The sequence below is a fragment of the Candidatus Eremiobacteraceae bacterium genome (assembly GCA_035710745.1).
GTDB lineage: Bacteria > Vulcanimicrobiota > Vulcanimicrobiia > Eremiobacterales > Eremiobacteraceae > JANWLL01.
On the sequence record DASTCX010000007.1, the window covers coordinates 78,753 to 96,586 of the forward strand.

Consider the following 17,834-nt stretch of genomic DNA (forward strand, 5'->3'; position numbering starts at 1 on the left):
ACCGCGGCGGTCGAGATGAATCTCGACCGCTCCCATTTTTGCGCTCGATCGCGGCGGTCGAGCTAGGGAAGGGTCACGCGTTCGACGCGCGGATTCGGATTGTACGGCCGGCCGACCTTATGGCATTCTTCCATCTTGCCGTCGCGTTCGACGAGCGCGATGTCGGCCGTGAAGTCGAAACGCCCTTCGAAGAGCGCCGAGCCCACCGCGTAGGCATCGACCGGGATGTGCCGCTGCTCGAATTCGCGGATCTTCTCGACCGTGAATCCCCCCGACACGATGATCTTCACCCACGGATAACCCGCCGCATCGAGCGCTGCACGCACGTTGAGGGCCAGTTCGGCGTTGACACCCGTCGGGTTGAACGTGCCCATCTCGTTCCAGAGGCTCTTGTCCACGAGCGTCTCCGACGTGTCGAGCCTGACGCCCCACAATCTGCGGCCCAGCTTCTTGGCGACGGCGAGCGACGTCGCGACGCAATCGTTGTCGAAGTCGACGAGCGCGATGACGTTGATCGAAGGATCGACGTGCTCGGCGAATTTCTGCACCGCGAGGACGGTGTCGCCGCCGTACGCCGCGATGAGGCCGTGCGGCACCGTGCCGATGCCTTTGCTGCCCCACCATTCTGCCTGCGCGTCGGTGCTGACGCCGAGCGCGCCGCTCACGTAGGCGGCATAGCCGTCGCCGGTCTGCACGAGATGGTGGTCGAAGCGCGCTGGGAAGAACAAGACATTCTTCCCGTTGGCGGCGGCGACGACGGCGCTCGTGTTCGTAGCCACTCTCGTGCGCCTCGCAAGAACGCCGAGATAATCGGTCTCGAGATGGCAGAAGAGCGCGTAGTCGCCTTCGATCGTCAGGATGGTCTCGTACGGCGCTATGCGATCGCCGTCGTGGAGGGCGCGGACGTCGAGCTGCGGCCAACCGTCTTCCCACGATCCATTTCTCGCGGTGCGGCCGCTGCACAGGCGCAGGATGGCGATGGCCTCATCGATGCCGCACAGCACGGCGTCCTTCTTGTTGAAGACCTGCATGAGCACGCGCGGATGCTTGCCGTCGCGTTCGAGGATCTCGCGGACCCGGTTGAAATAGGTATCCGAATAATAGCCCGAGCGCATCTTCTCGACCGGCAGGTTGAAGATCGACGGGTCGAGTCTGCGGCGGACGGGGATGGGGATCGCCATGTGGCGGCCACGTTTCGGCGCACACCTCGTAAGGCCTTCGGCGTCGCAGCGGCGAACGAGGCGCGACGATGACGAACGACGGCATCGCCGCGCGCCTCAACGAGATCGCCGCGCTCATGGAGTTCGACGGCGAACCGTTCTTCAAGACGAAAGCGTATCAGCGCGCGGCGCGGAGCGTCGAGGACAGCGAGACGCCGATGCGCGCGCTCATCGATTCGGGCGAGCTCATCGAACTGCCCGGCGTCGGCAAGGCGATCGCTCAGAAGATCGACGACATCGACCGCACGGGGACGTGCAAATATCTCGAAGAGCTGCGCGCGAAGTTCCCTCCGACGATCCTCGAGCTGATCCGGGTGCCTTCGATCGGCACGAAGACAGCTGTCGCACTGTACAAAGAGCTCGGCATCACGAGCATCGCGGAGCTGCGGCAAGCCGTCGATGACGGATCGATCTCGAAGATCCCGCGGCTCGGCCCGAAGAGCATCGAGAATCTCAAGGCATCGCTCGCGCGGCTCGCGGATAGGACGCGGCGCTTGCGCCTTGGCGACGCGTGGCCGCTCGCACGCTCGATCGTCGAAGCGCTCACGGCGCATAGCGACGCGCGCAACGTCGTCGCCGCCGGCAGCTTGCGCCGGATGGAGCCGACCGTCGGCGACATCGACATCATCTGCACGAGCGACTCACCCGCCGAAGTGCTGGCTTACTTCACGAAGCTTCCTATCGCGAGCAGCGTCTCCGGACTCGGGGATACTAAGGCGACGATCTGGGCGGAGCCGGGCATCTCCGTCGACTGTCGCGTCGTCAAGCACGAATGCTTCGGGAATCTGCTGCAGCATTTCACGGGCAATAAAGACCACAACGTGAAGATCCGCGAACACGCTCGCGCCCGCGGTCTCAAAGTGAGCGAGTACGGGATCGAGACGCTCGAGACCGGTGCGGTCATGACGGCGCAGACCGAAGAAGAGGTCTATGCGGCGCTCGGCCTCCAGTACATACCGCCCGAGCTGCGGCTTGGCCTCGATGAGATCGAGCTCGCGCGTGCCGGCAAGGTTCCGGCGCTCGTCGAACTGGCCGACATCCGGGGCGACCTCCACGATCACACGGATTGGAGCGACGGGTCGCGGACGATCGAGGAGATGGCGCGCGCTGCAGCGCAGCGCGGACGATCGTATCTTTCCATCTCGGATCACTCGCGCGGCCGCGCGGTCGCCAACGGTCTTTCGATCGAGCGGCTGCGCGAGCAGATCGCCCAGATCAAAACCGTTCGCGACGCCTACGGCGTCCATCTGCTGTGCTCGTCCGAAGTCGACATACGCGCGGACGGGTCGATGGATTTCCCAGACGAGGTGCTGGCCGAGCTCGACATCGTCGTGGGGTCGATCCATTCCGCGTTCACCGGTTCGAAGGAGAAGCAGACCGAACGCCTCATCCGCGCGATCCGCAATCCGTACGTCAACGTCATCGGTCATCCGACGGGCGCTTTGCTCGAACAGCGCGCTGCCTATGAATTCGATGTCGACGCCGTCTTCCGCGCCGCGGCCGAAACCGGCACCGCGCTCGAGATCAACTCGAATCCGGCGCGACTCGATCTCGACGCGAATCTTGCGCGCCGCGCGCGCGAACTCGGCTGCACGCTCGCGATCGACACGGACGCCCACTCGACCGATATGCTCGACGACATGTTCTACGGCGTCGGCACCGCTCGCAAGGCCGGCCTGGTGAAAGAGAACGTCCTCAACGCGCGGCCGCTCGAAGGCGTGCTCGAATTCGTCGCGGCGAAACGCCGCTGACGTCGATGCTCTGCGACCTCCATCTGCATAGCCACCACAGCGACGGCGAGTTCGCGCCGGCGCGCGTCGTCGACATGGCCGCAGACGCCGGCGTCGAGCTCATCGCGCTCACCGATCACGATACGACAGAGGGCATCGTCGAGACGCTGATGCGTGCGGCTGCGCGCGGAATCGCCGCTGTGAGCGGCATCGAGATGACGGCATACGCGCACGGTCGGGTCGTCCACGTCCTCGGATACGGCTTCGACCCCTCGCGGCCGCCGCTCCAGCAATTCAATCGGGTGGCGCTCGACGTTTGGATGGCGAACGTCCGGACGTGGGTCCTCGCGCTTATCGATGGAGGCTTCGACCTTCGCGCCCCCGAGGTGCTCTCGGAGCAGCACGTGCGGCTTCCCGCGCTCATCGAGCGGCTATGCGCGCGCGGCGTCGACGACGGCGACGTCGGCCGCTGCTACGCGCGCTTCAAGGATTTTTTCGCAGCGCTTCCGCCCGAGGCATATCGCCGACTACCGACGCCGGCCGAAGCGACCGAGGCGATCCGTGAAGCGGGCGGTGTCGCGATCCTCGCACATCCCGATCGCGTCGGGTCCGACGGCCTCGTCGAAACACTGCTCACCGACGTCGACGGCATCGAAGCGTATTACGCGCGATATGCGCCGGCGGATCGAGAGGCACTTAGAGCCTTGGCCGAACGCAATGGGAAGCTTTACTCGTGCGGCAGCGACTACCACGGCTACTTCGGCGGTGCGTACGTCAACCCGCGCTTCGAAGCGCCGGACGCGTTGATGGTGCGGCTCGGGCTGAGGTAAGACCGCGGCGGTCGAGATGAATCTCGACCGCTCCCTCATGAAACCGTGAATCTCGACCGCTCCCTAGACGAGAGCGTGAAAATCGATCGTCCGCTCAGGTGGCGCCGAAGCGGCGGTGGCGCTGCTGATACGAGACGAGCGCCGCGTCGAAGTGCTCGCGGTTGAAATCCGGCCAGTGGACGTCGCTGACGAAGAGCTCGGTGTACGCGAGCTGATACAAGAGGAAGTTCGAGATCCGGTGCTCACCGCCGGGGCGGATCAGGAGATCCGGATCGGGTATGCCGGCGGTGTACAGGCGCGATTCGATGGCGGCTTCGTCGACGCGCTCGGGTTCGATGATCCCGTCGCGGACGTCGCGCGCGATCTGTCGGACCGCCGCGGCCATCTCCGCCCGGCCGCTGTAGTTGACGGCCAGGTTGAGCGTCACAGCGCGGCCTTCTTTGGTGTTCTCGACCAGCGACGACAGAGCGGAGCGCGGCGCCGGCGGTAGTGCGGCGATATCGCCGAGCACCTGCACGCGGACGCCGTCCTTGCGCAGCCCGGGCGCCTCGGTCTTCGCGAAGATGCAGCAGAGATCGAAGAGCGATGAGACCTCGCCGGCGTCGCGTTTCCAGTTCTCGGTGGAAAAGCCGAAGGCGGTCAGATACGGCACGCCGCGGTCTCGGCACGCGCGCGTCAACTCGCGCAAGCTGGCGATGCCTCGGCGATAGCCTTCGGCGAGCGGGAAGCCGCGTGCGCGGGCCCAACGGCGATTGCCGTCCATGATGACGGCGACGTGCTTCGGGATCGGTGACGGTGCGGGCACCGCCGCCGCGCGTTCGACGTTGCGCATCGATCAGGTCGTCGCCAGACGCGGAACCCGGCGCCGTCCGTCGTTGTCTGAGGTCTCGGCGCCGGCGTGCACGTCGCGGACGACCGCCTCGAGTTCATCTATATAGGAAAGGAAGCGCGTCTTGCCGCTCTTGGTTATGCGGCAAGTCGTGGTCGGACGGCCTTGCCCCGCATCCTTCGAGATCGCGACGATGCCCATCTCGGCGAGCGCCGCGAGATGACGGCTCAGGTTGCCGTCCGTGAGACCGCATGCGGTTTGCAACTCGGTGAACGTCATGCCGTCGGCGTGCGCGACGAGGCACGTGCAAACCGCAAGCCGGCCTCGCTCGTGGAAGATCCGCTCGAGGCCCGCATAGGCGAAAGGTGCTTCGCGACCGTCCGTGCGTTGGCGTTTCCCAGCTCGTCGCGCGCTCATCGTGCTACCGCCGCTTCTGCTTCGCGCGTGAGAAGCCAGCCGATGAAGATCTGACCGAACCCGAACCCCACCGGCATGATCCACCACGCGAGCGGCACGGTCGGGTCCGGGGTCAAGAGCAAGACCGATCCGATGATGCCGAACGCCGCCGCTAGCGGTATAGCACCTTTGGGCACCAGCGAGCGCGAAGCGTAGAGTCCCATGGCGTACGACGCGTACCAGACTCCAGGCAGCATCCATATGAGTCCGTGCAAGATGAGCGCGAGGCTCAGCACCGCACCGAGAACGATCGCCGGCAAGAGCGTCACGCCGGCACTGCGCGCGCGCACGCGTTCCTGCGTCGCGCCCGTACGGGAATACCAGACCGCAATCGCACCATAGTTCAGTATCAACGCGGCAGCGAGGCAGGCGAACCAGACGAAGAGATACATGCGATCGTCGGCTGCCGTCACCGGATGCGGCACGAGGACGAACTGCGCGAGCCCGGCGACGATCGCGATGACCCCGCTCGCGGCGGCTGCAGGGCCTGAATAACCTTTGAATTGCTGGCACGCGGCAAGGCGATCTCTGACCTCTGCGAGGTCTGCCAGCGCACGCTCGACTTCCATATGCACTTTGTATCACAAAGTGCGATAGGGCGCAATCCCCCGGAAGTCTCGTTCGTCGCGGGACGCGCGTTCATCGTGTCGACACTTGGCCCAAAACCCGCTCGCGCGGTGTTCCGCGCGTCCTGAAGGCGGGCAAGGTGTGTAACGGCAGGCGTCTGAAAACAACGCTCAACCACCCGCGACCTCCTCACAGATCGGAGAGAGACGCATGGAACTCGAAGGCATCCAGGTCTACCACGACGGTGACTTCGTCAAGTACGGCGACGCGAAGGTCGGATTGCTCACGCACGGCCTCAACTACGGCACCGGCTGTTTCGAAGGCATCCGCGGTTACTGGAGCGCCGACCATGCGGAAGTGTATCTCTTCAGGCTCGCCGAGCATTACGAGCGGCTGCACCTGTCAGCCAAACTGCTCCTCATGGAACTCAAGGACGACGTCGCGACGATGTGCGAGGCGACGACGGAGCTCATCCGGCTCAACGACTATCACCAGGACGTCTACGTCCGGCCGATCGCGTTCAAGGCCGCGGAAGAGATCGGCGTCCGGCTCCACAACGTCAGGGATGATTTCGCGATCATCGCGATCCCACACCGTTCGTACTTCGAGACCGGGGCCGGTCTGCGGACGGCGGTCTCATCGTGGCGGCGGATCGACGACAACAGCGCGCCGGCAAGAGCGAAATTGACCGGCGTCTACGTCAGCTCGGCACTCGCGAAGAGTGAAGCGGTCATGAACGGATTCGACGAAGCGATCTTGCTGACCGCGGACGGACACGTGGCCGAGGGCAGCGCGGAGAACATCTTCCTGGTCCGCGACGGGCGCGTCCACACGCCACCGGTGACGGACGCGATTCTCGAAGGCATCACGCGCAAGACCGTCATCGAGTTGCTGCGCGAAGAGCTCGGGCTCGACGTCGCAGAGCGCAGCATCGATCGCAGCGAGCTCTATCAGTCCGACGAGATATTTTTCTCCGGGACCGCGGTCGGCGTCTCGCCCGTGATCGAGGTCGATCGTAGGCCGGTCGGAAGCGGGTCCCCTGGTAAGATCGCGATCGCGTTAGGGGATCTCTACCGTGATATCACGCTCGGGAAGGTCGCCAAGTACCATCATTGGCTCACGCCTTCTCACGCTACGAAAACGGATCGCTTGAGGAAAGCGAAGGCCAGCGTCTAGGCACGACGCAGGGCATGACCGCGGCGGTCGAGCTAAAGCTCGACCGCTACAATTTCAAGGGCAAAATCGAACAGATGTGCGCGTATAAATCCATATGCGCTTATCTTGCGTTCTCATATGCGACTCTGCTATAATGCCGTTGTGTGACGGGCGTCACTTTTGACTAGCCCGGCCGCATCGCGTAACGGCCCGTTAGATATGGGGCTATATGCGTATAGCGGCGAGCCGAGCACCTTGGCTCATCGGACACAAAAGACGACGCCGCTTGGCAGAGCGGCGCGTCTTGGTGGGGACGGTGGAGTCAGATCGGCTGCGAGAGGTTGCAGTGCGAGGACTGCCTCTCAAAGCGGGGATGACGGCACGGCTTTCTAGCTCGCGCGCGAACTTAAAGGAGTTGTCATGCTGCACTTCGCGTCACTCGGTGGGGTCCTTCACCTAATCTCGTTGGCCGGCGGCGTGCTGGCCGGGATCATCCACATCTTCGATATCTCCGATACCCCGATCGCCACGAAGTAACATCGCCTAGCTGACGACCTCCGTCAGCAAGTCGACAAGCCTAGGATCAAAAAGCGTTCCGCTCTCCTGACGGAGTTTGCGGAGCGCTTCTTCTTTTTTGATCTTCTCGACACCGTCGTAACCGGTCAGCGACGAGACGTAGGCGCGCGCGATCGCGATGATCCGCGAGGCTTGCGGTATGGCCTCACCGACAAGACCCTTCGGATAACCGGTCCCATCGAAGTGCTCGGAATGGTACTCGACGTAGTCGGCGATCGCCGGGTCGACGAGCGCGTCCGCACTCCTCAACATGATGGCGCCTAGCCGCGCATACGTGCGCCGCTGGTTCTCCTCGGAAGCGTTCGTCCGTTTGCCCCAGCGCATGCGCGCCGGCAGCCGGCTCTTGCCGATCTCGTGGAGCTCGGCGGCAAGACCGATATCGGCGACTTCTTGCTTCGACAGTCCGAGGTGGCGGGCGAGCATCTTCGAGATGTTCTCGACCTCAGCCGTGAACTGGACATCGGGCATGTCGGTGAATCGGATCATCTCTCGGATGACCGATGTCGCCTGCGATTTCGCTTGTTCCAGCTGTTCGAGGCGTCTGACGACGCCGAGGATGTCTTGCACGACGCGCGTCTGCGCGATGAGGACGTAGAAGAGAACCGTCGTCAGCATGCCGCCGTAGCCGTACATCGCGACGAGCAGGTAGCCGTAAAGCGAAGCGAACACGCCCATGCGCACGAACTGCAGCGAGAAGCCGGTCTGCCGCGTGAAGAAGTACGTGACCTGGACGAAGCCGTGTTGCGAGATCTGCCAGACGATGCCGACGACGAGCACGCCGACGAGCGCGATCGCGGAACCCGCCCACGAGGGCGCAGCTTTTTGGACGTCGGCGAAGAGCCCCCATACGGCGATCATGCCGTAGACCGCGGTGATGCCGGCGCCTGCTTGTCCGAACGATCGCGGCGAGAAGAGGTCGGAGAAGTTCGCGGGGCGTGGTAAAAGACGAAGCCGGATGGCGGCGAACGATATGAGGACCAGGAGTATCGTCCAGTAGCCGAAGACGATCGACGACGCCGCGATGACCGCGGTCAGGGGAGCGTACGACTTACCCGCGGCGAGCGTCGGCCGCTGCGACACGGCGAGAAATCCGCCGATGAACAGCACCGAAACGACCGTCCACCAACTGAGATCGAGATGCGGCGGCCACAACACGACGACCGCGAGACCCAAGAATCCGATGGCGAAACAGAAAACGTTGAGAGCGACCGAGCGCCAGCGCTCCGCCTCGATCCGTGTGTGGTCTTCTGCCAAAGCCACGCTAGCTGCCGAGAACTTTCCCACTACCTATATGACTACGGCGCACGCTCTCCCGTGACGCCGCACACCAGGCCCTCTTTGGATTTTATCGCCTAGTCTAGAGGGGATGGGGAGCGCGGTTGCTCGGTTAGCGGGCAGTCGTGACGAGCGTCACAAACGGCCGTTCGAATCGGCGCGTGCGATGGCCGTACGCTGGAAGCTCTCGAAGGTCAAAAGCGATGCGCGGCGGATGAACCGCTCGCCGTTGTCGAGGTCGTCGAGGTGCGTCGAGAAGGCGCAGATGACGTACGGAGCGCCGGCGAGCTCGACTATTCCGACGTCGTTGAGCGTGTCGTGCAGCGTGCCGGTCTTGTGCGCGACGACGACGCCCTTCGGTAAGGGCGCGGGCAGGAGCGTGTTGTGGCGCTGACCTGCGAGCAACGCCAACATCTCGCCGCTCGCTTGCGGATCGACGACGCGCCCCGCTGCGATAAGCGAGAGAAGCCGGAGCATGTCGTCCGCGCTCGTGCGCAACGCGCGGATATCGCCGTCGCTGCGGATGCTGTCGCCCAGGCGCGTTTGTGAAAGGCCTAGCCCCGACATCGTCGCGTTGATAGACGAGCGGCCGACGAGCCGGATGAGCATGTTCGTCGCCGTGTTGTCGCTGACATCGATCATCCGCGCGAGCAAGTCGCCCACCCGATACTCGGTGCCCCACGGCGCGTCGCACAGCGAGCCGTAGCCGCAGTCGCGGTCGAGGAGCATGACGGTGCGGTCATCGGTGAACCGGCCCGCCGCCATCTGCTTGAAGACCTCGACCATGACCGGGATCTTTATCGTGCTCGCAGCCGGCAGGTTCACGCCGCCGTTGATCGCGATCGCGTGGCCGGTCCGAAGATCGCCGATGCTGAGCGCGACGAGACCGTCCGTGTGGGCGGCGAGGTCCATGAGCTGCGGCACGAGTTCGTGCAGCCTCGCAGCGCCAAGGTCGAGATCCCACGAGGGATCGTCCGCGGCCGCAAGAGGTACGCCCGAGAACGCTATGACCGCGACCGCTAAGAGCGGGGCGATGACGGATGCCGGCCGCATCTTCCTGTTATCGGCAGGCTTCCGGTCGACCGTAAAGGTCGACCGCTCCCTGACGCGAACGAGTCGCGGCCGCGTCAGCCGCGGTGACGCGTCTTACACTATGAGGGTCGCCCGCATGCCCTTTTCCGGTCCGCCCGATCTCGCGAGACTCGTCGAGATCATCGGCGTTCCGGTCGACGCCGGAGCGAGCCGGCGCGGCGCTCGCCTTGGTCCACAAGCCATCCGAGCAGTCGGCCTCGTCGAACGCATCGAAGCGCTCGGCTATCGCGCTCGAGACACGGGCGACGTCGCGGTGCCCGCGGACGATCCGGCGCCGCCCGAACCGGGCAAGCCGCACTCGTTCGATATGCTCCGCGCGACTTCGCTCGCGCTCGCCGACTCGGTCGAACGCTCGCTCGGATCCGGCGCGTTCCCGATCATCATCGGCGGCGACCATTCGCTCGCGATCGGCGCGCTAGCCGGCTGCGCGCGCGTCAAGGGGCCGCAAGGTCTCATCTGGATCGACGCGCACGCGGATGCGAACACGCCGGCGACGAGTCCGACGGGTAATCTCCACGGCATGCCGGTCGGAGCGGCACTCGGCGACATGCGCGACCTGTTCGACGCAAAGCTCTTCCCGACGCCGTCTATCGACGCGGCGCGAACGGTGTTCGTCGCGCTACGGGATCTCGACCCCGGCGAGAAGCGCCAGATCCGCGAGCGCGGGATGACCGCGTTCACCATGTCGGACATCGATCGGATCGGCATGGCCAAGGTCATGGAACGCGCAGTCGAGGTCGCCGGCCGCGGACCGGCTTCGATCCATGTGAGCTTCGACATCGATGCGATCGACCCGTCGGCCGCTCCCGGAACCGGAACGCCGGTGCTCGGCGGACTCACGTATCGCGAAGGCCACCTCGCGATGGAGATAGTCGCGGAAAGCGGCACCGCGCATTCGCTCGAGGTCGTCGAGGTGAACCCCGTCATCGATGACGGCGTCAAGACGGCGCGCGTCGCGATGGAGCTCGTCTGCTCGGCTTTGGGCAAATCGATCTTGTGATAGCGGCGGCGTTCACCGCCGCCGTCGTGCTCGCCGTGATCGCGGGTTTCAACGACGGCGGCAACTTGTTCGCTTTGTCGGCGGCGAGCCGGACGATCCCGCCGGTCAGGTCCTTCTTGCTCATCGTGGCCGGCGCGTTCGTCGGCCCGTTCGTACTCGGAACTGCGGTGGCGCACACGACGGGAACAGGGGTCGCCGACTATGCGACCGTCGGTGCAGCGCAGCTTTTCGCCGCGATCGCGGGCGCGATCGCGACGGTCGGCCTGACGTTCGCGGCTCGCGTGCCGACGAGCATCTCGGCAGCGCTGTTCGCGTCGATGGTCGGTGCTCTGTGGAGCGGACCAGGCCTCGCGGCGGTCCGATGGCACGGCGTGGAACTCGTGGCGGTATCGCTCGTCGGATCGGTCGTGATCGGTGCCGCCGGCGGGGCGATCGCGTACGGCGCGGTCGCATGGCTGCTCGCTCGCGTCCATCGCCCGGCCGGCGAACGCATCGTCTCGCTCCAACATCTGACGACGTTCGCGCTCGCGGTGGCGTACGGCTCGAACGATCTTGAGCGCACGGCCGGCCTTCTCGGCGCGGCAGTTTCAACCGGCACGTTCACCGCGCCCGCATGGACGTTCGTCGTCGCAGGGCTTGCGTTCGTGATGGGGCTCGTCGCCGGCGGCGGCCGAATCGCGCGGACGGTCGGCGGCAAACTCTTCTCGATCCGTCCGCAGTCGGCGCTCGCAGCCGAGGTCTCTTCTGCCGCAACCGTCATCTGTTCGTCGCTCTTGGGCGGTCCGCTCAGCACGACGGCCGTCGCGGCGTCGTCGCTCATCGGCGTCGGAGCGGCGGTCGACTCGCGCGCGATCCACTGGCACGCCGCCGCACAGATCGCGCTGACGTGGATCGTCACCGTGCCGGCAGCGCTCGTCGCGGGTGCGCTCGCCGGTCTGATCGTGCGTTCGATATAGGAGTCTGTCATGTGGCTTGCCGACCTCTTCCGCAGTTCCCCGGGCAAGCGATTCTTCGACCTGCTCGACGAGCACGCGTCGGTCTTGCTCGAAGCCGCGCGGACGCTCGCCGCATATGTCGACAGCGGCAAGGCGGAACTCGCGACGGTCGTCGACGAGCTCGAACACAAAGGCGACGACGTGCTGCGAGGGCTCATCGCCGCCATCAGCGATACGTTCGTCACCCCGCTCGACCGGCAGGACCTCTACAACCTCGGTGAAGCGCTCGATGACATGATCGACTACATCGCGAGCGCTGCCGTCGAAATAGCGCTTTTCCGGCAGCCGAGCACGCCTGCGATGCGCGCGATGTGCGAGCTGCTCGTCGAAGCGGCGTTATCGATCCAGTCCGCCGTCGGCGCGATACCGAAGGACCGAGATACGGCACTGATCGCCGGCCGCGAGGCGAGCGAAGCCGAGAACCGCATGGAGATCCTCTACCGGACAGCGCTTGCCGATCTATTCGAAGGTCACGACTTCCGCGAGATGTTCAAGCTGCGCGAGATCTATCGCCACCTGAGCAACAGCGCCGACCGTGGCGACGCGGTCGGCAAGCTCATCGGCAAGATCGTCGTGAAGACATCGTGAGGGCTGAGCCGATCGGCTAGACCGCGGCGAGCCGCCGCATCTGCCCGGTGAGCGTCTCGCCGGGCTTCACTTCGACGATCTCGAGTCCGGCGACATCCTTCGTCAGCTCGCGAAGCCTCGCGGGCGTTCCGGTGAGCACGGGGAACGTCGCGTAGTGCATCGGGATCACCGTCTTTGCTCCGAGCAGCCGAATCGCGTACGCACCCTCGTCCGGACCCATCGTGTAGAAGTCGCCGATCGGCAGCATGGCGATGTCCGGCTTGTAGATCTCGCCGATGAGCTTCATGTCGGAGAAGACGCATGTGTCGCCGGCATGATAGATCTTGACGCCGTTCTCGAACCGCATGACAAAGCCCGCCGCCTCGCCGCCGTACCACATCCCATCGCCGTCTTGGACTCCCGACGAGTGGACCGCGTGCGTCATCGTCAGGTGAACGCCGGCGACCTCGGTCGACCCGCCCTTGTTGAAGCCGACGACCTTTTTGACTCCTTGCTTGCTCAACCACACGCCGAGCTCGATCATCGTCGCGCACGTGGCGTCGAATTTCTTCGCGAGCGCGACCGTATCGCCGAGGTGGTCGCCGTGGCCGTGCGTCAGGAAAATCGCGTCGAGGTTCTTCGGCTGCTTCAGATGATCCGGGCATGCCGGATTGCCGCTGAGGAATGGGTCGACGATCACGTGCTTGCCGCTCGGGGTCTTGATCGCGAAGGTCGCGTGGCCGCAAAACGTGATTTCGAGTTTGCCGAGATCGATGGACATCATGCTCTCCTTGAGCGTCACCCAGGCGAAGGGTGGAAGATTTTAAGACGACACGCGATTGGGCCTGCTCACGCGGAGCCGAGCGCGAGCTCGACCTCTTCTCGCACCCACGCATCGCTCTCGGTGTCAAGCCGTTTTCTCAGCGCGTCTCGCGCCGCATCGCCGCCTAGCCGGCCGAGCGCCCACGCGGCGTGGCCGCGGACCAGCGGTTTGCGGTCGTCGAGCGCGGCGACGAGATAGGGAACGGCGCGCTCGTCGCGCGAGTTCCCCAACGCGACCGCCGCGTTTCGCTGGAGGACAGCTTTGCCCCGCCACGCCATCGACGTCGGACCGAACCACGTGCGGAACTGCGACTTCGTCATGCGCAAAACGGCGATGAGATCCATGGACGTGCCGATGTGCGGCAGCGGCGCGAACGGGTCGTCGCCGGCACGCCGGTTGGCCGCGACGTTCTCGCTTTCGTTGACCGGGCACGGCGTTTGGCAATCGTCGCAGCCCCAGAGACGATTGCCGATCGCGTCGCGCAGCTCGCGCGGGATCGGCGTCTTCAATTGCGTGAGATCGGAGATGCAGCGGCGCGCGTCGACCGACCCGTCCTCGCCGATCGCGCCCGTCGGGCAGCGATCGATGCACACCGGACAAGTCCCGCAGTTCGTACCGAGCGGTTCGTCCGGTTCGACCTCGACCGTCGTGATGAGCTCGCCGAGAAGCACCCACGAGCCGAAGCGCTTCGTGAGCACGTTGCCGTTGCGGCCGAACCAGCCGATGCCGGCACGTACGGCAGCTGCGCGATCGACGAGCGGCCCCGTGTCGACGCACGGCAAGCACCGCTCGCCCGGATATTCGACGCTAATGAAGCGCGCGAGTTCGCGCAGCCTGCCGCCGATGATGCGGTGGTAATCGCTTCCCCACGAATGGCACGAGACCGCGCCGCGCAAGCCCGGTGCGTTCGGGTCGTAAGGATGCGCCTCGCCGGCGTAGGACGTCGCGGTGCAGACGATCGTCCTCGCGCCCGGCAGCACGTCCTCGGGCGTGCAGCGTTCGCGCACGTCGCCGGCGCTGTAGCGCCATTGGCTCAAGAGTCCGTCGTCGACGCGCTGCTGGAAGACGCGCATCGTCGAGACGAACGGCGCGGCGCCGGTAAAGCCGACAAGGTCGAATCCCAGCTCGAACGCGCGCGCGGTGATGCGCGCTTTGGCATCGCCGGGGTGCGGTCGGCTCGGCGTGACCGGGGCTATGTCGTCTGCGACGCAGGCGGCGGGAAGTCGAGGTCGCACGTGCCGTGTACCGGCAGACCGTTGAGCGTCGCCGGCGCGAACGTCGATGCGCGCGCGGCTGCGAGCGCCGCGTCGTCGACGTTCGGATCGCCCGAAGATTTCACGAGACGGACTGAGAGTATCTGCCCGTCGGGACCCACTTCGACTTCGACGGTCGCCGTGCCGGGCGCATGGTCGTCGATGGCGAGCTGAGCGATCTTGATGACGCGCACCGGATTATCGTCGCCCCAAACGACGTTACCGGAAAGATCCTGCGTGCCGCCGTTCGCCGTGCGAGAATCTCCCGGCGTCTCCGTCGGTTCGGGCGTCGGCACCGGCGCCGCCGCGACGACATGCGCGACGCGTTGGTCCATCACCGGCTTGACCGGGTGCTCGATGATCATCCGCACGTGGCGGCGCGCCGGCGGCCGAACGCTCATGCGTACGTCGGCGATCTTGGCCATTTCGCGATATTTCAGCAGTGCGAGGTCGCGGTTCGTTCGGGGCAGCGGTCGCGGTGAAGGCGTGGGCGTCGGCGGCGGGGGCATCTTCTGCAGCTCTTCTTTGCGCGACAGCGTCACGATCGATACCGAGTCGGGCAAGTTTGACGCGGCGAAGTGCGGCGAGAGGTTTGTCACCTCGGTTCCGAGGGTGAAGTGGACGAACGCAGACAGGAACACGAACGCGACAAGTCCCGCAGCGGTGCGTTTGCGGAATGGCAACCGGCGTTTCGTCGTCTCTACTTTGTCTTGTCCGTCGTCCATGAGCGTCCGCTCGTTCTAGTTCCGGGCTCTAGGAATTCGCCCGGCGTCAATGGCCCGCCTCCGGCTCGGCGCGCTGCATCGCCAGGAGCTCTTCATATTTCTTCGGCATGGCGGGCTCATATGTGAGGAACGACGGTATTGGGTAGCGGATGCCGCCTCGCTGGGTCCCTTCCAAGCCCCGCACGAGCTCGTCCGCCCACGACCAGGGGAGCGTGAACGCCATTTCTTCGTCCTGAGCTCCGGCGAAGATGCGGTCGCCGTTGCAGGGCAGGATCACCTGCGGCTCGCCTGTTCGCAGCGGCACGACGAGGTGGTCGGAGCAGTCCATACGAGCTGCGAACGACGATGCGACGCGCCCACCTCGTTCGTACAGCGCGGCCGCGACGAGCCGCATGACCTGCGCGGCGTTTCCGTAGACGATCACGACTTCAGGTTCGAAGTCTGCACGATGGAGCGGCGCGAAGACGATGCCGTCGATCTCGCCCGGCTTGAACTTCTCGACCGACGCTTCGCTGCGCGCGCCGGCCGCTTCGTCGGCTGTGTACATGCCGGCACAGAGATTGCCTTCATCGTAATACGCGTTCGGCGACGCGAAGCCGGCGACGAGCGCGCCGAGCGGGCACTTCATGTCTTCGGCGCGCAGGACAGTGGTCCACCCGTAGCGGCGCGAGATCGCCCAACCTTGGCAGACCGTGACGTGTTTGCCTAGATCGGCGAGCGGACGCTTCGCTTTCGGCGGCGCTTGTTCGCCGTTGCGCAGGCAGCGAACGGCGACCGGAAAGGTGGCGGGACGGACGTACTCTTCGATTTTGTCGTAAAGGTCTTTCGGAGTCATCGCCTCCGAGCGTTCAGCACAAGGGCACAGCGCCCCTCGGCGTGCAACACGTTCGAGTTCATGTCATCAAACGATACCGCCCAGACGGTCGGCTCCGCCGCGACCGCCGAGCCGGCAGCGATCAAAGACGCCGGACCGAAGCGCATTCTCTACAGCGCGGATTGGTGTTGGTACTGCCAACGCGTCGTAGAAAAGCTCGCAGAACTCGGCGTCGACTACGAGTACGTCGAGGTGCCGGTCTTCCATAGCAAGCGCACTAAGGTGCTCGAGGTGTCGGGCCAGACGAGCGTGCCGGTCTTCGTCGACGGCGACGTCGTGATCGACGATGACGACGCTATCATCCCGTATCTTGAAGAGCACTACGCGAAGAAGTAAGCCGGTCTTTACAGGCGCTATCTATGGAAGATACCGCGCTACGACGAGGCCGCCTGTGCTGTCGAACGACTGACCGGCGGCGACGATGTCGCCGTTCGATTCGAGCCCGAGAGCGTCGACCTCACAGTTGCCGTTGAGCTTGCTCGCGACGATGCCGCCGCGTCCAAAGGTTCGATCGAGCCGGCCGCCGGCGAGCAACCGCGCAAGACCGAATTCCGTCACGGCGACCGCCGGCTGACCGCCGCCACCGACCACGACCGAGCCGTTCGTCAGGATCGCGAGCGCGTGCGCTTCGTTCGCGAAGATGTCGGGGTTTGATACGACGAAGTCGAACAGCGGGCTTTGGAATGAAGCATCGACCGTGCCGTTCGGGAAAAACCGCTGAGCCTGCGTATCGATATCGCTTCCGGATCCGTTGTCCGCGCGCGCGAAAACCGCCACGATCCGCTCGTCGCTCCGCAATGCGCTTGTGCCGATGTGCGTCTCGGCGACGAGCGTGCCGCGCGCCTGTCGCGGGTCGCGCGTGCCGCTCGCTCGGAACCGGGCTGCCGCGGTGCCGGCGAGCGCGACGATCTTCCCGTCGGCTTGCACACCGAGGCCGTTGACCGTTCCCGGCAAGCCGGTTTCGACGATGCCTTCGGATCCGAACGACGCATCGGGCGAGCCGTCGGCGTTCAATCTGATGAGAATTCCTTGCGGGCCTGTCGCGAATAGCGCAGACCCGCCGACGAGGATCTTCCCGTCGGCAAGCACCATGACGCTCTCCGCACCCGTCTGCGTGGCGCCCGCGACGGCAGGCATCACGCGGCCGCCGCTGCCGAAACCCTGATCGAGCATGCCATTCGACGCGAAGCGAGCGATCGCGATCGCGCGCACCCCGCTGGGCAGCGACTCGGCAGTGCCGACCGCGACGACCTTGCCGTCGGTCTGCGTCGCGGTCGACATCGCGAAATTGATCCCGTTGGCGAACTGGGCGACGGCAATGCCACCGGATCCGAAGCTGTCATCCGGCGCACCGTTCGGCAGCAGCCTATCGACACCGAAGCCGCCGATCGCATTGCCCATTCCGGCGAAGTCGACCGATGTGACGATGCGACCATTAGCATCGACGCGGACGTCGTTCACCGAGTAGACGGTGTGCGGCACGATGGTGAAGCCGGACTGCCCGAAAGTTGGATCGAGCCTCCCACCGGTTCCGGCCGCTTCTGCGATCACCGGCGTCAGAGCCGGCGCGGCGAAGAGGGCGAACGAGATCAACGAGACGAGCGTCGCGATCGAGCGATTGTGATGCATGGCTCCTCCGAGAGGTATGCTTGCGGCAACCACTGCATCGTAATGACCGCGTCTGAAACGCGAGTGAAAGGGTCTGCGCTTAGATTTTCAGGTAAGGCCGCGGCGGTCGAGCTAAAGTGTAGTGTCTACGGACCTTCGCTACACGTAAAATTAGGGTAAAGCGAGAGCCTTCCTGAAAGGTGTTTGTGCTTAGCAACCGCCTTCAGGAGGGCTCTTCATGTATTGTACCACGAACTCG

General features: G+C 65.0%; 18 protein-coding genes. 7 read left to right on the forward strand and 11 right to left on the reverse strand.

The window, feature by feature from the left end:
• Positions 1-62 precede the first annotated feature (62 nt).
• Positions 63-1,181 (reverse strand): hypothetical protein, encoded by a 1,119-nt coding sequence (locus tag VFO25_03655; protein ID HET9342002.1) that lies wholly within the window; start codon positions 1,179-1,181, stop codon positions 63-65.
• Positions 1,182-1,249: 68 nt separating this feature from the next.
• On the opposite strand from VFO25_03655, the gene polX reads away from it, so the two are divergent.
• Positions 1,250-2,971: a DNA polymerase/3'-5' exonuclease PolX gene (gene polX / locus VFO25_03660; protein ID HET9342003.1), complete on the forward strand. Its 1,722-nt coding sequence runs from the start codon at positions 1,250-1,252 to the stop codon at positions 2,969-2,971.
• A gap of 5 nt (positions 2,972-2,976) precedes the next feature.
• Positions 2,977-3,780 carry a PHP domain-containing protein gene (locus VFO25_03665; GenBank protein ID HET9342004.1) on the forward strand — a complete coding sequence of 268 codons (804 nt, stop codon included), beginning with the start codon at positions 2,977-2,979 and terminating at the stop codon, positions 3,778-3,780.
• Positions 3,781-3,874: 94 nt separating this feature from the next.
• Here VFO25_03665 and uppS read toward each other — a convergent pair whose 3' ends face one another.
• From uppS to VFO25_03680, 3 genes are read right to left on the reverse strand one after another with little or no spacing between them, the layout of a single operon-like run.
• A complete protein-coding gene (uppS, locus tag VFO25_03670) occupies positions 3,875-4,612 on the reverse strand; it encodes a polyprenyl diphosphate synthase (protein HET9342005.1) in 738 nt (245 codons plus the stop codon).
• A gap of 3 nt (positions 4,613-4,615) precedes the next feature.
• Positions 4,616-5,026, reverse strand: a complete 411-nt coding sequence (locus tag VFO25_03675) for a transcriptional regulator (protein ID HET9342006.1) — start codon at positions 5,024-5,026, stop codon at positions 4,616-4,618.
• Positions 5,023-5,634 (reverse strand): hypothetical protein, encoded by a 612-nt coding sequence (locus VFO25_03680; GenBank protein HET9342007.1) that lies wholly within the window; start codon positions 5,632-5,634, stop codon positions 5,023-5,025. The genes VFO25_03675 and VFO25_03680 overlap by 4 nt, the downstream gene beginning before the upstream one ends.
• Before the next feature lie 208 nt (positions 5,635-5,842).
• Between VFO25_03680 and VFO25_03685 the strand changes: the two genes are divergently transcribed.
• Entirely contained in the window at positions 5,843-6,808 is a 966-nt protein-coding gene (locus VFO25_03685) for a branched-chain amino acid transaminase (protein ID HET9342008.1), read from the forward strand.
• A 522-nt stretch (positions 6,809-7,330) separates the two neighbouring features.
• Here VFO25_03685 and VFO25_03690 read toward each other — a convergent pair.
• Both VFO25_03690 and VFO25_03695 read right to left on the reverse strand, forming a co-directional pair.
• A complete protein-coding gene (locus VFO25_03690; protein ID HET9342009.1) occupies positions 7,331-8,623 on the reverse strand; it encodes an HD domain-containing phosphohydrolase in 1,293 nt (430 codons plus the stop codon).
• A gap of 150 nt (positions 8,624-8,773) precedes the next feature.
• The gene (locus VFO25_03695; GenBank protein HET9342010.1) at positions 8,774-9,691 is read right to left on the reverse strand and encodes a serine hydrolase; all 918 of its coding nucleotides are present in this window, start codon (positions 9,689-9,691) and stop codon (positions 8,774-8,776) included.
• A 115-nt stretch (positions 9,692-9,806) separates the two neighbouring features.
• On the opposite strand from VFO25_03695, the gene rocF reads away from it, so the two are divergent.
• The 3 genes from rocF to VFO25_03710 are packed head-to-tail and all read left to right on the forward strand — an operon-like array spanning position 9,807 to position 12,313.
• Positions 9,807-10,730, forward strand: coding sequence for an arginase (gene rocF / locus VFO25_03700; protein HET9342011.1), 924 nt, complete (start codon positions 9,807-9,809; stop codon positions 10,728-10,730).
• Positions 10,727-11,686, forward strand: coding sequence for an inorganic phosphate transporter (locus VFO25_03705; GenBank protein ID HET9342012.1), 960 nt, complete (start codon positions 10,727-10,729; stop codon positions 11,684-11,686). The genes rocF and VFO25_03705 overlap by 4 nt, the downstream gene beginning before the upstream one ends.
• Before the next feature lie 9 nt (positions 11,687-11,695).
• Entirely contained in the window at positions 11,696-12,313 is a 618-nt protein-coding gene (locus tag VFO25_03710) for a DUF47 family protein (GenBank protein ID HET9342013.1), read from the forward strand.
• Between the two features lie 16 nt (positions 12,314-12,329).
• On the opposite strand, the gene VFO25_03715 is transcribed toward VFO25_03710, so the two are convergent.
• The 4 genes from VFO25_03715 to VFO25_03730 form a co-directional block, all read right to left on the reverse strand.
• A complete protein-coding gene (locus VFO25_03715) occupies positions 12,330-13,076 on the reverse strand; it encodes a metal-dependent hydrolase (protein ID HET9342014.1) in 747 nt (248 codons plus the stop codon).
• Positions 13,077-13,141: 65 nt separating this feature from the next.
• Positions 13,142-14,350, reverse strand: coding sequence for a tRNA epoxyqueuosine(34) reductase QueG (queG, locus tag VFO25_03720; protein ID HET9342015.1), 1,209 nt, complete (start codon positions 14,348-14,350; stop codon positions 13,142-13,144).
• Positions 14,308-15,093 carry a TonB family protein gene (locus VFO25_03725; GenBank protein ID HET9342016.1) on the reverse strand — a complete coding sequence of 262 codons (786 nt, stop codon included), beginning with the start codon at positions 15,091-15,093 and terminating at the stop codon, positions 14,308-14,310. Before VFO25_03725 ends, queG begins: the two co-directional genes overlap by 43 nt.
• Before the next feature lie 46 nt (positions 15,094-15,139).
• Complete coding sequence (locus VFO25_03730; protein ID HET9342017.1) at positions 15,140-15,928, reverse strand: DUF169 domain-containing protein; 789 nt, start codon at positions 15,926-15,928, stop codon at positions 15,140-15,142.
• 60 nt (positions 15,929-15,988) lie between these two features.
• Between VFO25_03730 and VFO25_03735 the strand changes: the two genes are divergently transcribed.
• Positions 15,989-16,303 carry a glutaredoxin gene (locus VFO25_03735; GenBank protein ID HET9342018.1) on the forward strand — a complete coding sequence of 105 codons (315 nt, stop codon included), beginning with the start codon at positions 15,989-15,991 and terminating at the stop codon, positions 16,301-16,303.
• A 21-nt stretch (positions 16,304-16,324) separates the two neighbouring features.
• Here VFO25_03735 and VFO25_03740 read toward each other — a convergent pair whose 3' ends face one another.
• Complete coding sequence (locus tag VFO25_03740) at positions 16,325-17,596, reverse strand: hypothetical protein (GenBank protein HET9342019.1); 1,272 nt, start codon at positions 17,594-17,596, stop codon at positions 16,325-16,327.
• Between the last annotated feature and the right edge of the window lie 238 nt (positions 17,597-17,834).